Annotated in this window: 17 protein-coding genes; 14 read left to right on the forward strand and 3 right to left on the reverse strand. The window is 54.6% G+C overall.

The features are described from left to right. Positions 1-258: 258 nt before the first annotated feature. A complete protein-coding gene (gene xth, locus UF64_RS13020; RefSeq protein WP_044829058.1) occupies positions 259-1,038 on the reverse strand; it encodes an exodeoxyribonuclease III in 780 nt (259 codons plus the stop codon). An 89-nt stretch (positions 1,039-1,127) separates the two neighbouring features. After that, positions 1,128-1,469 (reverse strand): iron-sulfur cluster insertion protein ErpA, encoded by a 342-nt coding sequence (erpA, locus tag UF64_RS13025; RefSeq protein ID WP_044829059.1) that lies wholly within the window; start codon positions 1,467-1,469, stop codon positions 1,128-1,130. 498 nt (positions 1,470-1,967) lie between these two features. Between erpA and argS the strand changes: the two genes are divergently transcribed. The 14 genes from argS (at position 1,968) to UF64_RS13095 (ending at position 15,032) form a co-directional block, all read left to right on the forward strand. Next, a complete protein-coding gene (gene argS / locus UF64_RS13030; RefSeq protein WP_044829060.1) occupies positions 1,968-3,719 on the forward strand; it encodes an arginine--tRNA ligase in 1,752 nt (583 codons plus the stop codon). 3 nt (positions 3,720-3,722) lie between these two features. Then, the gene (locus tag UF64_RS13035) at positions 3,723-4,610 is read left to right on the forward strand and encodes an SPOR domain-containing protein (protein ID WP_044829061.1); all 888 of its coding nucleotides are present in this window, start codon (positions 3,723-3,725) and stop codon (positions 4,608-4,610) included. Beyond that, on the forward strand, positions 4,597-5,667 hold the full coding sequence (nagZ, locus tag UF64_RS13040) for a beta-N-acetylhexosaminidase (RefSeq protein WP_044829062.1): 1,071 nt from the start codon (positions 4,597-4,599) through the stop codon (positions 5,665-5,667). The genes UF64_RS13035 and nagZ overlap by 14 nt, the downstream gene beginning before the upstream one ends. Beyond that, positions 5,664-6,347 carry a site-2 protease family protein gene (locus UF64_RS13045; RefSeq protein WP_082049762.1) on the forward strand — a complete coding sequence of 228 codons (684 nt, stop codon included), beginning with the start codon at positions 5,664-5,666 and terminating at the stop codon, positions 6,345-6,347. Before nagZ ends, UF64_RS13045 begins: the two co-directional genes overlap by 4 nt. Before the next feature lie 33 nt (positions 6,348-6,380). Beyond that, on the forward strand, positions 6,381-7,250 hold the full coding sequence (locus UF64_RS13050; RefSeq protein WP_044829064.1) for a ScpA family protein: 870 nt from the start codon (positions 6,381-6,383) through the stop codon (positions 7,248-7,250). Positions 7,251-7,267: 17 nt separating this feature from the next. Beyond that, positions 7,268-8,104, forward strand: a complete 837-nt coding sequence (scpB, locus tag UF64_RS13055) for an SMC-Scp complex subunit ScpB (protein WP_044829065.1) — start codon at positions 7,268-7,270, stop codon at positions 8,102-8,104. Between the two features lie 105 nt (positions 8,105-8,209). After that, a complete protein-coding gene (locus UF64_RS13060) occupies positions 8,210-9,253 on the forward strand; it encodes an ABC transporter ATP-binding protein (RefSeq protein WP_044829066.1) in 1,044 nt (347 codons plus the stop codon). A 173-nt stretch (positions 9,254-9,426) separates the two neighbouring features. Next, the gene (tatA, locus tag UF64_RS13065) at positions 9,427-9,663 is read left to right on the forward strand and encodes a twin-arginine translocase TatA/TatE family subunit (RefSeq protein ID WP_044829067.1); all 237 of its coding nucleotides are present in this window, start codon (positions 9,427-9,429) and stop codon (positions 9,661-9,663) included. Positions 9,664-9,698: 35 nt separating this feature from the next. After that, positions 9,699-10,097 (forward strand): Sec-independent protein translocase protein TatB, encoded by a 399-nt coding sequence (gene tatB / locus UF64_RS13070; protein WP_044829068.1) that lies wholly within the window; start codon positions 9,699-9,701, stop codon positions 10,095-10,097. 2 nt (positions 10,098-10,099) lie between these two features. Beyond that, positions 10,100-11,092, forward strand: a complete 993-nt coding sequence (gene tatC / locus UF64_RS13075) for a twin-arginine translocase subunit TatC (protein ID WP_369792951.1) — start codon at positions 10,100-10,102, stop codon at positions 11,090-11,092. A 100-nt stretch (positions 11,093-11,192) separates the two neighbouring features. Further along, positions 11,193-12,467 (forward strand): serine--tRNA ligase, encoded by a 1,275-nt coding sequence (gene serS, locus UF64_RS13080; RefSeq protein ID WP_044829069.1) that lies wholly within the window; start codon positions 11,193-11,195, stop codon positions 12,465-12,467. 11 nt (positions 12,468-12,478) lie between these two features. Next, a complete protein-coding gene (gene surE, locus UF64_RS13085) occupies positions 12,479-13,246 on the forward strand; it encodes a 5'/3'-nucleotidase SurE (RefSeq protein WP_044829070.1) in 768 nt (255 codons plus the stop codon). After that, on the forward strand, positions 13,243-13,896 hold the full coding sequence (locus UF64_RS13090) for a protein-L-isoaspartate(D-aspartate) O-methyltransferase (RefSeq protein WP_044829071.1): 654 nt from the start codon (positions 13,243-13,245) through the stop codon (positions 13,894-13,896). The genes surE and UF64_RS13090 overlap by 4 nt, the downstream gene beginning before the upstream one ends. An 83-nt stretch (positions 13,897-13,979) precedes the next feature. Next, positions 13,980-15,032: a M23 family metallopeptidase gene (locus UF64_RS13095; protein ID WP_044829072.1), complete on the forward strand. Its 1,053-nt coding sequence runs from the start codon at positions 13,980-13,982 to the stop codon at positions 15,030-15,032. A gap of 61 nt (positions 15,033-15,093) precedes the next feature. On the opposite strand, the gene UF64_RS13100 is transcribed toward UF64_RS13095, so the two are convergent. After that, positions 15,094-15,957: an ATP-binding protein gene (locus tag UF64_RS13100; RefSeq protein WP_044829073.1), complete on the reverse strand. Its 864-nt coding sequence runs from the start codon at positions 15,955-15,957 to the stop codon at positions 15,094-15,096. Positions 15,958-16,146 lie beyond the last annotated feature (189 nt).

Below are 16,146 nucleotides of genomic sequence, written 5' to 3' on the forward strand. Positions count from 1 at the left end.
CATGGCAATGTCCTCCTTATACTCGAGCGTCAAAGCTCTTCCAGCGGTTCGACAATGCCTCCAGAGGCCGTGAGTGTTCAGCTTTTTTACGGACGTAAAAGTCCAAGGCCGCATCAACACCTCACGGATCCGGGAGCCTGCGTATACGCAGGCTCCCAAGTGAAAAGAGGCACGAACATCATAGCAAATGTTCGTGCCTCTCAATGTATAAGGGCCGCAACCTGATTGTTGCGGCCCTTTGTTATTATCGGCTTCTGATCAATCGTCGATCATGCACCAGACTGGGGTATGATCCGATGCCTTTTCCTTGCCACGCGGCTCGCGGTCAATATCCGACGCACTCAGCCGGTCCGCTGCCGCCGGCGTTAAAAGCAAGTGGTCGATGCGAAGGCCGTTATCCTTGTTCCAGGCGCCTGCGCGATAGTCCCACCAGCTATATTGATGGCCTTTGGGATTGAAAGTCCGGAAGGCGTCGGTAAAGCCCATATTCATCATGGTGCGCAGGCGTTTGCGTTCAACCGTCGTGCACAGCACGGTTTCGTGCAGTTTCGCCGGGTCATACACATCCATGTCATCAGGTGCGATGTTGTAATCACCGCCCATGACAGCGGCGTCACCACTGGCGCGGATTTTCTCAAACCGGGTGATCAGGCGATCAAGGAAGTTCAGTTTGTAATCAAACTTCTCATCCCCGACGGCAGTTCCCATCGGCACATAGATTGACGCCACGCGAACCGGTCGGTTGGAGCTGATAGTTGCTTCGATATAGCGCGCCTGTTCGTCGTCATCATTGCCGGGCAGGCCGCGTTCAACATCTTCGATCGGGAATTTGGACAGGATCGCGACACCGTTATAGGTTTTCTGACCATGTATCGCGATGTTGTAGCCAAGGTCTTCGATTTCCATCGCCGGAAATGCATCATCGACCGTTTTGGTTTCCTGCAACAGGACCACATCGGGTTTGCCTTCCTGCAACCAGTCAAGAATGTTGGGCAGGCGTGCCTTGATCGAGTTGACATTCCATGTGGCGATTTTCATTCGGGCCTCGGTTTTTGGTGTGTCTGGTCAAACAAAACGGGGTTCGCCAGTAACGAACCCCGTTTTATAAATCGGTTTGTCGATCCGGATCAAATCGAGAAACTTGATCCGCAACCACATGAAGAGGTGGCATTCGGGTTGTTCACACGAAACGCCGAACCAACCATTTCACGCACGAAATCAATCTCTGCACCGCCCAGAAGGTCGAGCGATACTTCATCGATCACCATTTTCGCACCGTGGTTTTCAAAGATCTGGTCTTCGTCCGTGGTGTCTGAATCCAGCGAGAACTCATACTGGAAGCCACTGCAACCGCCGCCAGAGACTTGCAGGCGCAGCATCGTGTTCGCAGCACCTTCGCTTGCGATCAGTTCCTGAATGCGTTTCGCAGCACTTTCAGTCATTTGCACTTGCCGAGAAGAATCGGTCATTCAACACTCCTTGGTCTCCAACCTGCCGGGGCAGGCATGTTTGCGTTCTGTGAGCACATGATAGCATGGTCGGAACGCTGTATTTAAGTCACTATTTAGCGCGCATGGCTGAAATGTCAAAACCTGTAATCATTCTAGGGGCTGAACCCAATTGAATGTTTGAAATGGTCGCGAAGCATTTGTGCAGATATCAGGAGATTTGCCGCAGAAAGGCTCACTGCCTTTCAAGGTGAAACGACGCAATAGCCTGTGCAAATGCTTCCGATCCGAAGGACATCAGGACAACCTGCGACCTGCTTCGTCAATCTCCTTGCCCGGGGATCACCCCGCGCTGCGGAGACTTCCTCGCATGGCTTGATTGTTCTGATGCCATTTTAATCATTCAATTGGGTCCAGCCCCTATCACGGGTGACTTGCGTTTTGAGGTGAAATGGCTCAAAACAGGCGCCAGTCAATTGGCCGGTCCGGTCAGAACCAGAAATTACAAAGTTCCAAGTCATGAATGTTTTCAGCCTGTTGAAAAGCGATATCGAGAACGAGCTTCTCGCCCTTGAAAAAGACGGTGTTTTTCCTGCCGGAATCGACACGTCGCGCGTGACGGTAGAGCCGCCGCGCGATCCGTCTCATGGGGATGCTGCAACCAACGCTGCGATGTTGCTTTCCAAGGCTGCTGGTATGAAGCCGCGCGATCTTGCCGAAATGCTCGCTGAGAAGCTGCGTGGTCTTGCCCATATCGAAACCGTCGAGATTGCCGGTCCTGGTTTCATCAATCTGCGCATGGCCGACCAGTTCTGGCTATCCCAGGTCACCAAGGTTTTGGAAGTCGGCACCAGCTATGGCAATAGCGACCTTGGCAAGGGTGAGAAGATCAACGTTGAATACGTTTCCGCCAACCCGACCGGCCCGATGCATGTTGGTCATTGCCGTGGTGCTGTCGTTGGTGACGTTCTGGCCAACCTTTTGGACAAGGCCGGCTATGCTGTGACCAAGGAATACTACACCAACGATGCCGGCGCGCAGGTGGATGTGTTGGCGCGTTCGCTTCACATGCGCTATCGCGAAGCGCTTGGCGAAGACATTGGTGAAATCCCGCAAGGGCTTTACCCGGGTGATTATCTGGTCGAGCCGGGCAAGAAAATGGCCGCGCGTGATGGCGACAAGTGGCAGAACGCACCGGAAGAAGAATGGCTTGAAGAATTCCGTGGCTTTGCCATCGTTGAAATGATGGCGCTGATCAAGGAAGACTTGCGTCTTCTTGGCGTTTCCCATGATGTGTTCACGTCGGAAGATGGTCTGGTCAAGGCCGGCAAGGTCCAGTCGGCGTTTGAGCATCTTGAGAAAAAGGGCGACATCTATGTCGGCGTGCTTGAGCCGCCAAAAGGCAAGAAACCCGATGATTGGGAGCCGCGCCCGCAAACCCTGTTCCGTGCGACCGATTTTGGCGATGACGTTGACCGCCCGCTGAAGAAGTCTGATGGCAGCTGGACGTATTTCGCGTCCGATATTGCCTATCACTTCGACAAGTATGAGCGCGGCTTCAACCTGATGATCGATATCTTCGGGGCCGACCATGGTGGGTATATCAAACGCATGAAGGCCGCCACCAAGGCGATCACGCATGGCGAAGGCGATCTGGATATCAAGCTGTGCCAGCTTGTCAGCCTGTTTGACAATGGCGAGCCGGTCAAAATGTCCAAGCGTGCCGGAACCTTCGTCACCTTGCGTGACGTGGTAGAACGCGTTGGCAAGGATGTCGTGCGTTTCATCATGCTGACGCGCAAAAACGACGCGGCACTCGAATTCGACTTCGCCAAAGTGACCGAACAGTCCAAGGACAACCCGGTCTTTTACGTTCAGTACGCTCATGCACGCGTCAATTCGGTCTTCCGTCAGGCTGCAGAAGCATTCCCTGGGCAGGATCTGTCTGAGAAGATGCTTGTCGGTTCTGATCTGTCATTGCTGAGCACGGAAGAGGAAAAACTTCTTGTACGTCGCATGGCAGAATGGCCACGTATTGTCGAGCAGGCGGCAACCGCGCATGAGCCGCATCGCATTGCCTTTTTCCTGACAGAAATTGCAGCAGAATTCCATGCCTTGTGGAACAAGGGACGTGACAACACAGCGCTACGCTTCATCGTTGCTGATGATCTGGCTGCGACTCTGGCACGTCTTGCGATGATCCGTGCTGTTGCAACGGTCATTGCGTCCGGTCTTGAGGTGTTGGGCGTCGCGCCCGTCGAGGAGATGTAAGATATGAGCGAAGAACACGGTTCCGACCTTCATGCAGAGCGCGGTGATCACTATCGATCCGAAAAACCCGCAAGCAAAAGCATGATCAAAGGGCTGGCTACCGTTGTTCTTGGTCTCGTCGTGGTTGGCGGTGCCTTGGGCGGGGCAGGCTACTGGTTTTACAACCAAGGCCAGCCCATTCAGGATGATGGCAATCTGCCGATCCTGCTTCCCGATCCGTCGCCAATCAAAATCCGTCCGGAAGATCCCGGCGGGATGGAAGTCCCGCATCGCGAGACGACGGTCTATGATCAGCTAAGCGATGTTGATCCGGACGCCAATGTCGTGCTGCAGGAACTCCCGGACATGCCGCGCGCACCGGAAGTCTCCGCAACTCCAAAGACGGCCGAGCCAGAAGAGGCTGCTGAGGTAACTTCGGAAACGCCCCAGGCTGAAGCTCAGGAAGCAACGCAAACTGCTGAGCCAGAGGCGGAACCGGTTGTCGAAGCCCCGGAAATTACCGCACCTGAGCTGACAGATGCGGAGAAGGCTGTTGCGGCAGCTGAAAACCGTGCGGCTGAGCCACAGGCACCCGCCGCAGAAAAGGCGGCAAGCGAACCAGAACCTAAACCAGCCCCCCAAACCAGCACGGCGGCACCGTCCGGTGCGTTTCGTGTGCAGCTGGCATCGGTCCGTGAGGAAAGCGGCGCTACTGCGGAATGGAAACGGTTGTCGGGTAAAAACAAAGACTTGCTTGGCAATCTTGAGATGTTTGTGCAACGTATTGAGATCGAAGGCAAAGGTGTCTTCTATCGGTTGCAGGCTGGCCCGCTTGGTGATGCCGGTGCAGCCGAAAAGCTTTGTGCAGATTTGAAAGAACGCAGTGTGGGGTGCCTCATTGTCCGGCCTTGATGTTAAAAAGCCACGTGCCTGTATTCTTGGGATTGCAGGAACGGAGCTCAGCAATTGGGAAAAGGGCTTGCTGCGTGAAGCCGATCCGTTCGGGTTTATCCTGTTTGCACGTAACATCCAAAGCCGGGATCAGGCACGTGCACTGACCAATGCGCTGCGCGAAACCGTCGGAAATACCAACGTCCCCATTCTGGTTGATCAGGAAGGCGGCCGCGTCATGCGGTTAAAACCGCCGCACTGGCGTCATATCGCGCCCGCAGGTGCGTTTGGCGATCTGTTTGATCGCAATCCCGATGACGCACGCGAAGCGGCCTATACCAGTGCGCGTCTGATGGCGATGGATCTCGGTGAAGCCGGCTTCAATACGACCTGCGCACCGGTTCTTGATCTCCATTTGCCGGGGATGAGTGACGTTATTGGTGACCGGTCTTATGGTGCGGATGTTGGTAAGGTTGTCATGCTGGCCAGTGCGGTTGCAGCGGGCCTTCTTGATGGTGGCATTGCGCCGATCATCAAGCATATTCCGGGGCATGGCAGGGCGACTGTAGACAGCCACAAAGACCTACCGATCGTCACCGTATCGCGTGAAACGCTGTCGAAGTTCGATTTTGCACCATTTGCGCAGATGAAGGATGTGCTGGCGGCAATGTCGGCGCACTTGCTGTTTACCGCGATTGATGATCAGCGTCCGGGCACGGTGTCGTCTAAAGTCATTGAAGATGTCATTCGCGGCGAAATCGGCTTTGAAAACCTTTTGATCAGTGACGATCTGTCGATGGAAGCCCTTGGTGGCTCAATCGCCAGTCGAACGCACGAATGCCTGCGGGCAGGGTGCGACATAGCACTTCATTGCAATGGCAAGCGCACCGAAATGGAAGAGGTTGTGTCGATGGCACCGCTTCTGAGCGGCAGTTCATTGCAACGCGCGCAAACATTTACCAACCAGATTGCAACCTTCAAGTCAGATGCACCGGGCAGCATCCAGGTTGCCGATTGGCAGGCACGTCTGGCCAGTCTGCTGGCACCGGTCTGGTCGGCAGGAGATGATCAGAAGTGAATGACGTGATGGAGCTGATCATTTCAGCCACGACCTGGATTATCCCGGTCCTGCTTGCTGTGACCTTGCACGAAGCAGCCCACGGTTTCGCGGCCAAACTGTTTGGGGATGACACAGCCCAACGCATGGGGCGGCTCAGCCTTAATCCGATCCGCCACATTGATCCGGTTGGAACGATTCTGATCCCGGGCTTACTGTTGATTACTGCCGCGCCGTTTCTGTTTGGCTATGCCAAACCGGTTCCGGTGGCATTTCATCGCCTGCATCCGCAACGTTTGGGTGTGATCGGGGTGGCGATTGCCGGTCCGGCGACAAACGTGGCACTCGCGATCGCATCGATCTTGCTTCTGGTCTGGCTGCCAAGCTTCTCACCGGCGGTGAATGAATGGCTTGCAACCATGCTTAATCAGTCGCTTTGGCTGAATTGCATCCTGGCGGTATTTAACATGTTGCCGATCCCGCCGCTGGATGGCGGGCGAGTTCTGACGGCAATTTCACCGATGCCGATTGCACGGGTCTTGGCGCGTATGGAAAAAACCGGCATGATCATCCTAATCGGCTTGGTCTTTTTGCTGCCCTATGTGACAACGCAGCTTGGTATCGACCTGCCGGTGTTCCAGTGGTTGGTCCTTGAACCGGCCAATGCACTGGTAAGGCTTCTGGCAGATATCTTTGCCTGAATGCCGACAGCTGCGGGGGATAGTCGGGGATAGATGGCAGACCAGTTCGAATTCGAAATTCCAGATGATGTGTTTGACAAGAAACCGGTCGACGAAGGGCCGAGCCTTGCCGAACGTCTGATTCTGGATCTTGACGGGTTCGAGGGGCCACTTGATGTTCTGCTTGAACTGGCACGCGATCAGAAGGTCGATATCATCAAGATATCCATCCTTGATCTGGCCGAGCAATATCTTGAATTCATCAATACCGCGCAGGGTTTGCGCCTTGAACTGGCAGCAGACTATCTGGTGATGGCCGCCTGGCTTGCTTACCTGAAGTCGCGCTTACTGCTTCCCAAGCAGGAAAATGACGAAGAAGAACTCAGTGCCGAAGAAATGGCCGAGCTTCTTGCGTTCCAGCTGAAACGTCTTGAGGCCATGAAGGCAGCGGGGGAAAAGCTTCTTGAACGACCCAATCTAGGACGTGATTTCTTTGGCCGGGGTGATCCGGAAGAAGTGCGGGTTACGACAGCATCGGTTTATGACGCGTCGCTTTATGATCTGCTGAAGGCCTATGCGCGGATCATGCTGACATCGGAAAGCAAAACGCTTGAGATCGAGGCCTTTGATCTTTACGCGATGGACGATGCCATTCAGCGTTTGCGCGACCTGTTTGGTCGCCGCGTTGTGCCGACATGGACAAGGCTGCTTGAATTCATGCCGCGCGGGCTAGGGACGCCGCTTAAGGCGCGTTCAGCACTCGCTGCGCACTTTGTCGCAAGCCTTGAAATGTGTCGCGACGGCGAACTGGAAATTTCACAAGAAGAAACCTTTGGACCGATTTTGTTGCGTTCACCACAGACTGTGCGGGAAGGGGATATGCCGCGCAATTATGACTATGACGCAGATTCGTTTCAAAAATAGGTGGGCAGGGGCATTTAATGAGCGAAGAAACGCAGCTTGAAATCGAAGGCGTCGAATCCGGTCCGGAAATTGATTTCCAGCACATCCGCATCGTCGAGGCTGTTCTGTTTGCCTCCGCCGAGCCGGTCAGCGAACGGGTGATTGCCGCGCGCCTTCCAGAAGGCACTAACGTTGGTGCTATCATGGCCACGCTTGCCGAAACCTATGAGACGCGTGGTGTGAACCTCAAGCAGATCGGGGACAAGTGGGCGTTTCGGACTGCCATGGATCTTGCCGGTGATCTGCATATCGAGGTCGAAAAGGCCAAGAAACTGACCCGCGCGACGCTCGAAACCCTTGCGATCATTGCCTATCACGAGCCGGTCACCCGATCCGAGATCGAGGAAATCCGTGGTGTGGCGCTGTCCAAGGGCACGCTTGATATTCTGCTTGAATCCAAATGGATCCGTCCGCGTGGGCGCAAACGCGTGCCCGGCCGTCCGGTCCTTTGGGCAACGACCGATAACTTCCTGGATCATTTCGGGCTTGAAAGCCGTGATGACCTGCCGGGCCTTGCCGACCTTAAGGCCGCCGGGTTGCTTGATAGCCGTCCGGGCATGGGGCGATACGGGGCGAGTTCCGATGACGAAGCCTTGCCAGATCTGGTTGATGACGGCGAGGTCACCGATTCTGTCGTTGAGGAGGCCCTGACGACGCGCAATCTCGAAGATCTGGATGAAACCATCTATTCAGATAATCCCAACCTGCTTGATGACGATGATGAGTTGGCGGGCAGGGCGCAAGACAGCGAAAGTTATTTTGCGGACGAGGACGATGAAAGCCCGAATTCCGATCACGATCGCGAAATGAGTTGATCCATCTTCTTGCATCAGGCGGGCGCTGACCTTAAGTTCCACGAAAGATTTCGCAAATCATTTGCACCTACGGGTGTCTGATCCCTGTTGTTAGAAGAGTTTTCGATGTCCGACGGCCTCAAGATGTCGCATGTGTCGCACCTGTTTGGTGAGAACCGTGTTTTGCGCGATATCAGCTTTGATGTAGCTCCCAGGGAATTGGTCTGCCTGTTGGGACCATCGGGATGTGGCAAAACCACAGCACTTCGTTTGGCGGCCGGCCTTGAAAAGCTTCAGATTGGTGAAATCGCCGTCGACGATCAGATCGTTGCCCAACCGGGTGGCTATGTAGAGCCAGAAAAACGCGGTGTCGGCATGGTGTTTCAGGACTATGCCCTGTTTCCGCACCTGAATGTGGCGAAGAATATCGGCTTTGGCCTGCGTCATTTCAGCGAGGCAGATCGCATGGCTGCGATCAAGGCTGCACTCGAGCAGGTCGGCATGTCTGAATATATCAATGCCTATCCGCATGAGCTGTCTGGCGGCCAGCAACAGCGTATTGCACTTGCCCGTGCCCTGGCGCCCAAGCCGCGCATCATGCTGCTCGACGAGCCGTTTTCAGGGCTTGATGTCGCACGGCGTGCAGATTTGCGTGACACCACCTTACATGTTCTCAAAGATGCCGGCATCGCCACTGTAATGGTGACCCATGATCCGCAGGAAGCCATGTATATGGCCGACCGCATCATCATCATGAATGAAGGGCAGATCATGCAGGATGGTTCGCCCGAAACCCTGTATTTCAAGCCGGAAAACCGGTTTGTTGCATCCTTCTTTGGTGAAGTGAACCGGTTCCCGGGCACTGTTTCGAACGGCAAGGTTACGACACCATTTGGCGACATCGAAAGCAGCGACATCGAAAACGGCACAGATGTCGAAGTTCTGATTCGCCCCGAAGGTTTGCATATCGGGGATGCCGTCAATGGCCATGATGTTCTGGCCCATGTCGATGCGGTGCGCGTACTGGGTGAAGTCAATCTGCTTCATCTGACACTTGAGGCCGGTGCGCACATCCACGCACGTGTGCCAAGGCGCTTTTCGCCGATTAATCAGCCATCTGTCGCTATAACGCTTGATCCCGAGATGACCTTCGTGTTTCCTATGACCTGATGCGTTGTCTTGTGCCGGGATTAACCCGGTCTGAGGCAAAGAAAAGCGCATGATAAATAGGTAATTCGCCATGTGATGGTATTAACCAACCGTCGCATTGCACAGTGGGGGGCTTTCTGCCATTATCCGGGCAAGTCGCCGGAAGGCAGAATGGATCTTTGGAGATTGAAGTTATGGGTATTGGCGTTTGGCAAATCGTTCTGATTCTTGCGATTGTCCTGATCATCTTTGGCGCAGGAAAACTGCCGAAAGTGATGGGTGACATGGGCAAAGGGATCAAGAGCTTCAAAGCGGGCATCAACGAAAAAGAAGAAGATGCAGGCGCTTCGGCCAAGACCATCGAAAACACGACCTCTGCATCGGTTTCTTCCGAGAGCAAAGATAATGAGAAGGATTCTGTGAAATCCTGATCGTCTGTCGGATTTCCTTCAGATAGGCGTGTCATATGTTTGATATCGGCTGGACCGAAATGGCTCTTGTGGCCGTCGTCGCACTGTTTGTCGTCGGCCCGAAAGAGCTACCGCATCTGCTGTATAAATTGGCGGGTTACTGGAAGAAAGTGCGCGGTATGGCGCGCGAGTTCCAAAGCGGAATTGATGACATTATCCGCGAGGCGGAACTTGATGATCTGCGCAAGCAGGTCAACAGTTCGCACAGCAACCCGACCGATTTTCTAGAGAATAAAATCTCAAGCCCCAAAAGCGACGAGACAAAGACTGAGTCCAAGCCAAAAGCAGAGAAATCCGTCGAAAAGGCGGATACACCTGCGAAACCGGTCAAAGCGACGTCTGGTAAGTCCGCAGATGACAGCAAGAAGAAAGATCAGCCGGAGAGCCAGGCGTGAACATGCAATCGCATGACAGACAGATGCCCATCATGGAGCATCTGATCGAGCTGAGAAACCGCCTGACCTGGGCGGTTCTTGCACTATTTATTACATTCGGTGCCTGTTACTACTTCGTCGAGGATATCTACGGGTTCCTCGTGCGACCGCTTGCCGAAATCATGGGGCCGGACCGGCGCATGATTTATACGGCCCTGACCGAAGTGTTCTTCACGTATGTCAAGGTATCGTTCTTCGCGGCATGCTTTGTTTCCGCACCAGTGTTCCTTGGTCAGTTCTGGGCCTTTGTCGCACCGGGTTTGTATAAAAACGAACGTTCGGCCTTTATGCCGTTCCTGTTCGCGACCCCGATCCTGTTCCTGATGGGCGGTGCGCTGGTCTATTACCTGATCATGCCGCTGGCCTGGAAGTTCTTCCTGAGTTTTGAACAGGCGGGTGGGGCAGCCAATCTGGCAATTCAGCTTGAAGCGAAGGTCGGTGAATACCTTTCACTGGTGATGAAGCTGATTTTTGCCTTCGGGCTTTGCTTCCAGTTGCCTGTTCTGCTGACGCTGATGGCACGTGCTGGCATCGTCACTGCAGATGGGCTGGCGCGCCGCCGGAAATACGCAATTGTGATTGCGTTCGGCTTTGCGGCTGTTCTCACGCCGCCGGATCTGATTTCGCAGATCGGCCTGGGTATTCCGATTATCATTCTTTATGAAATCTCGATCATCATGGCCCGAATTTCGGAACGTAAGCGCGCCAAAGCCACTGATGACGAAGACGACGAGGATGATGAAGCGGAGTCTGATGAAGACGAAGCACAAACTGCTACCGGAACAACGGTTGCAACATCTGGGGACAGCGTTGATGCGCAAGCAGAAGCCGCTGCATCCTATGATGATGGCCAGTCATCCTTGACCCGATCTTCCGATGATGACAGCGACGGACCGAAGCTGTCCGGACCGTCGAACAATGATGATGGCGAGGATGATTTCAACAACGCCCGTTGATTGAAATTGCCAGCCGAAACCGTCCGATTTGACGGGGTGGACCTTGTGTCCACCCCATCGTATAAAGCCACAAATAGATAGACTGACAGGGTGCCGTTCGATGCACGACATTAAATGGATTCGGGACAATCCCGAGGCTTTTGACGCAGCAATGACTGCGCGCAAACAGGACGTTACAGCACAGCGTCTGATCGATATCGACGTTGAGCGCCGCAAACTGATGACTGAACATCAGGAAATGCTGGCGCGCCGCAAGACGATCTCAGGTGAAATCGGCAAATTGCGCAAAAATGGCGAGAATGCCGACGATCTGATGGCCGAAATGGGCACGCTCAAGGACAAGATCAAAGAAGCCGAGGACGGACAGGCATCGCTTAATGATCAGCTTGATCTTCTGCTGTCTTCTTTCCCAAACGTGCTTGACCCTGAGGTCCCGGTTGGCGAAGACGAAGATGACAATGTCGAAGTCAATCGTTGGGGCACGCCCGGTGAGTTTGATTTCAAACCGCTTGAACATTTCGAGATCGGCGAAAAACTTGGTCTGATGGATTTCGAAACCGCAGCCAAGCTTTCGGGTTCGCGCTTTGTTATTCTGCGTGGCGGTCTTGCCAAGCTTGAACGTGCGCTTTCGCAGTTCATGATCGACCTGCACACGACCGAGCATGGTTATGAAGAAACCATCACGCCGATGCTCGTGCGCGACAATGCAGTGTTCGGCACTGGCCAGCTTCCGAAATTCGCAGAAGACCTGTTTAAAACGACCAATGATTACTGGTTGATCCCGACTTCTGAGGTCACCCTCACCAACCAGGTGGCAGACGAAATCGTTGATCAGGCCGCTCTTCCGCTGCGCTACACCGCGCTGACCCAGTGTTTCCGCTCGGAAGCCGGTTCGGCCGGACGTGATACCCGTGGCATGATCCGTCAGCATCAGTTTTCGAAGGTGGAAATGGTTTCAGTCGTCGAGGCCGAGAAATCGGACGAGGAACTGACCCGCAAGACGCGTTGTGCGGAAACGGTTCTGGAGCGCCTTGGCTTGCCGTATCGCACAGTGATCCTGTGCACCGGTGATATCGGGTTCTCCGCCACGAAAACCTATGACATCGAAGTCTGGTTGCCGGGGCAGGGTAAATATCGCGAGATTTCGTCATGCTCGAACACCCGTGATTTCCAGGCACGCCGTATGAATGCGCGTTATCGTGCTGCTGGCGAGAAGAAGACCCAGTTCGTTCATACCCTGAACGGGTCTGGCCTTGCGGTTGGCCGTTGCCTGATTGCGGTGATGGAAAACTATCAGCAGGCAGATGGTTCGATCCGTGTTCCGGATGCGCTCAAAACCTATATGGGCGGTCTCGAGGTTATCTCGGCGCGCTAGGACATATCGACATGATTGATCTCACCAACGCACGTATCCTGATCAGTAATGATGATGGCATTGACGCGCCAGGGATCAAGCTGCTCGAACAGCTCGCGCGCGAGTTTTCCGATGATGTCTGGGTGATTGCCCCATCGATGGAGCAAAGCGGGGCGGGGCATTCCCTGACCCTGCGTCGTCCGTTGCGCATCCATAAGCGCGATGAACGGCACTTTGCCGTCGATGGCACCCCGACCGACTGCATTCTGCTCGGCCTTCAGCAGGTCATGCGTGACAGCCCGCCTGACATTGTTTTGTCCGGGATCAACCGGGGTGGCAACCTTGGTGAGGATGTGACTTATTCCGGTACCGTGGCAGCAGCCATGGAAGCAACGCTTCTGAATGTCCCGGCGGTTGCCTTCTCGCAATACTTTGCCAGCGACATGATCGACTGGACGATTGCGGAAAAGTACCTGAAGGACGTTCTGGCGACTTTGGTGACGACAACCTGGCCAAAAGGCGTTCTGATCAACGTCAACTTCCCCGAGCATGAAGCCAATGGCGGGGCAGAGGTCAAAATCGCCAAGCAAGGCCAACGCAAGATCGGCGATCACATTGCCGAACGCCTTGATCCGCGTGGGGAGCCTTACTACTGGATCGGCGCCATTCAATCCGAACTGCCCGAGGACAACAAGGCTGATTTGCGTGTGATCGAGCAGGGCAATATCTCGGTGACCCCGATCAGCCTTGATTTCACCCATTACGAAACGTTTGAAAAACTGACGAAGGCCTTTCCGTGAACGAGCCGGTGATTACGCGCGAAACCGCCATAGCCAATCTGCTGCAGATCCTTCGTGATGATGGTATTCACGATGAGACTGTGCTGTCGGCATTGTCGGAAATTCCCCGCGAATCCTTCGTCGCAGATCCGTTCGTCAGTCGTGCCTGGGAAAACGTTGCACTCCCGATCAGCAAGGGCCAAACGATCTCTCAGCCCTATATCGTCGCCCTAATGACTCAGGCGCTTGAACTCAATGACCGCATGAAGGTCCTTGAGGTCGGAACGGGGTCGGGCTATCAGGCAGCTATTCTCGCCAAACTGGCACGGCGCGTTTACACCCTTGAACGCCATAAACCACTTTTGCGCGAAGCCGAAGAAAAGTTCCGCGAACTGGGCCTTCACACCATTTCGACCTTGCATGCCGACGGCGGGCTTGGCTGGAAGGCGCAAGCACCGTTTGACCGCATTATCGTAACGGCCGCGGCACAGGACGTGCCGCCGGTGCTGGTCGATCAGCTTGCGGTCGGTGGGATTATGGTCGTGCCGGTGGGCGAGGTATCCCACACCCAGCTGTTGCTACGTGTCATGCGTACGCCCAGCGGTGTTGACGTGACTGAACTGATGCCGGTTCGGTTTGTTCCGATGCTGCCCGGAATCGAAGAATTCTAGGCAAACTTCCCCGATAAAATCCATCGAGAGCATCCAGATGCTTACCGATTGTTAACCGCTGATCGGAGACAATCGAAAACATGATGGAAAATTGTGTCAAAAGCGCTGTTTGTCACGGAAAACGCCTGCTGCTTGTCTGTGCGGCAAGTGCGGCGCTTGGTGGCTGCTTGCTCAATTCCGTTCCGGTGCCCGTGGTGTATGGCGATGGGGCCAGTTACAGCCCCTATAGCATGCCAAAGCTTAAAAACGGCGAACGCGTCATCACGGTTGAGCCGGGTGACACGGTCTCGCAGCTGGCTGTGCGCTATCACATGGATTTTGTCCAGTTCACCCGGCGCAATGACCTTCGCGAACCTTATGTGATTTATCCGGGCCAGCGCCTTGTGCTGCCGCCCTGGACACCGAACTATGACAGCATGCCGCCCGATACGGCCGTGGCATCCCGATCAACTAAACCGACCAAAACCGTTACCATCGGCGGTAAGCGACAGGTGGTAAGTGTTCCGGCCAAAACGACGAGCGCGCCGGTACGAACATCCCGTCCGACGACAACGGTTGCGCGTGTCTCGCCGCGTAATGGCGGCAGTATCCCGACACCGGGCATCAAACCACAAGACTTCGCCGCGGCAGCCGAACGCCAGATGGCATCCGCACGTAGCTGGCAGACCGATAGCAAACCGATGGCGGTCGCCGGGCAGGGCAGCAATGTGCGCCAAAACGTCGCCCTGGCAGAACCATCGGCCCGCAAAGGCTTTATCTGGCCAGTTCAGGGCAAAGTCGTTCTGAAATACGGTGCGGGGTCTGGTGGCTTGTTCAACGACGGCATCAACATTCAAGCCAACCGTGGCACGCCGATTCTGGCGGCAGAAAATGGTGTTGTGACCTATGTCGGTAACGAACTGCGCGGGTTTGGCAACCTGATCCTGATCAAGCACGCGGATAACTTCGTTACCGCCTATGCCCACACGGAAAGCCCGTTGGTCGCCCGTGGAGATGTGGTGACACGTGGACAAAAGATATCGACCGTTGGCACAACCGGGGCAGTGACCTTCCCGCAACTTCACTTTGAAGTGCGTCAGGGCCGGAAATCATCAGATCCGATCAAGTTCCTGCCAAGTATCATGGTATCGCGCTAACGAAAGCACCCGGACATTCTACCCGGGTGTCTTTATCTCAACAGCTTATGTGGCGGCGTTGCTAGTCGATGGACTTGCCCAGCTCGCCCGCAACTTCCTGAATGAACTGCCAGGCGACACGACCGGAACGGCTGCCGCGCGTAACGGTCCATTCCTTGGCGCGTGCGTGTAATTCTTCGGTCGGGATGTCGAGTTGGAATTCCTTGGCATAGCCTTCGATAATCTCGAAATAGACATCCTGCGAAATGTTGTGGAAACCAAGCCACAGGCCAAAACGATCCGAGAGCGATACTTTTTCCTCGACAGCTTCGGACGGATTGATCGCCGTAGAGCGTTCATTTTCGATCATATCGCGCGCCATCAGATGACGACGGTTCGATGTCGCGTAGAAAATAACGTTCTTCGGTCGACCTTCGATCCCGCCATCCAGCACGGCTTTGAGCGACTTATAGCTCTCATCATGCATGTCAAAGGACAGGTCATCGCAGAACAGGATGGTCCGGCGGCCGCTGTCTTGCAGGATATGCAACAGATCGGGCAGGGTCGGGATATCTTCGCGATGAATTTCAACGAGTGCCAGTGATGCCGGGTTTTCGGCGTTTATCTTGGCGTGCATCGCTTTGACGATGGAACTTTTGCCGGTCCCGCGCGCACCCCAAAGAAGCGCATTGTTGGCCGGCAGGCCATCGGCAAAACGTTTGGTGTTGTTATAAAGGATCTCTTTTTGCTGCCCGATGCCCTGAAGAAGGCCGATATCAACGCGGTTAACGTTACGCACCGGCTGCAAGTAGCTGGTTTGTGCCTGCCAGACAAAGGCATCGGCGGCACTCAGATCATTCTCGGACCGTGCCGGGGGCGCCATGCGCTCAAGCGCTGTGGCAATGCGTTCAAGGGTAGGCAAAAGCTTGTCGAAATCGCTACTCATCGGGGCCTCTTGGGTGTTTCTTGTTCCGGTGACGTTTTTTGTTGGCCGGAAAGCTAGCACATCAGCAAGTCAATGGAAGTCTTTGTTATAAGGACTTTCGTGCAACGCAAGGTGAACAAAAGCACACAAGTGTTGATTTTGGTGCTTTAAAACCGGTTCTCCCTTGCTTTGGCGCAACACCCCGTTATA

Source organism: Thalassospira sp. HJ, assembly GCF_000948415.1.
In the GTDB taxonomy this organism is placed as follows: domain Bacteria; phylum Pseudomonadota; class Alphaproteobacteria; order Rhodospirillales; family Thalassospiraceae; genus Thalassospira.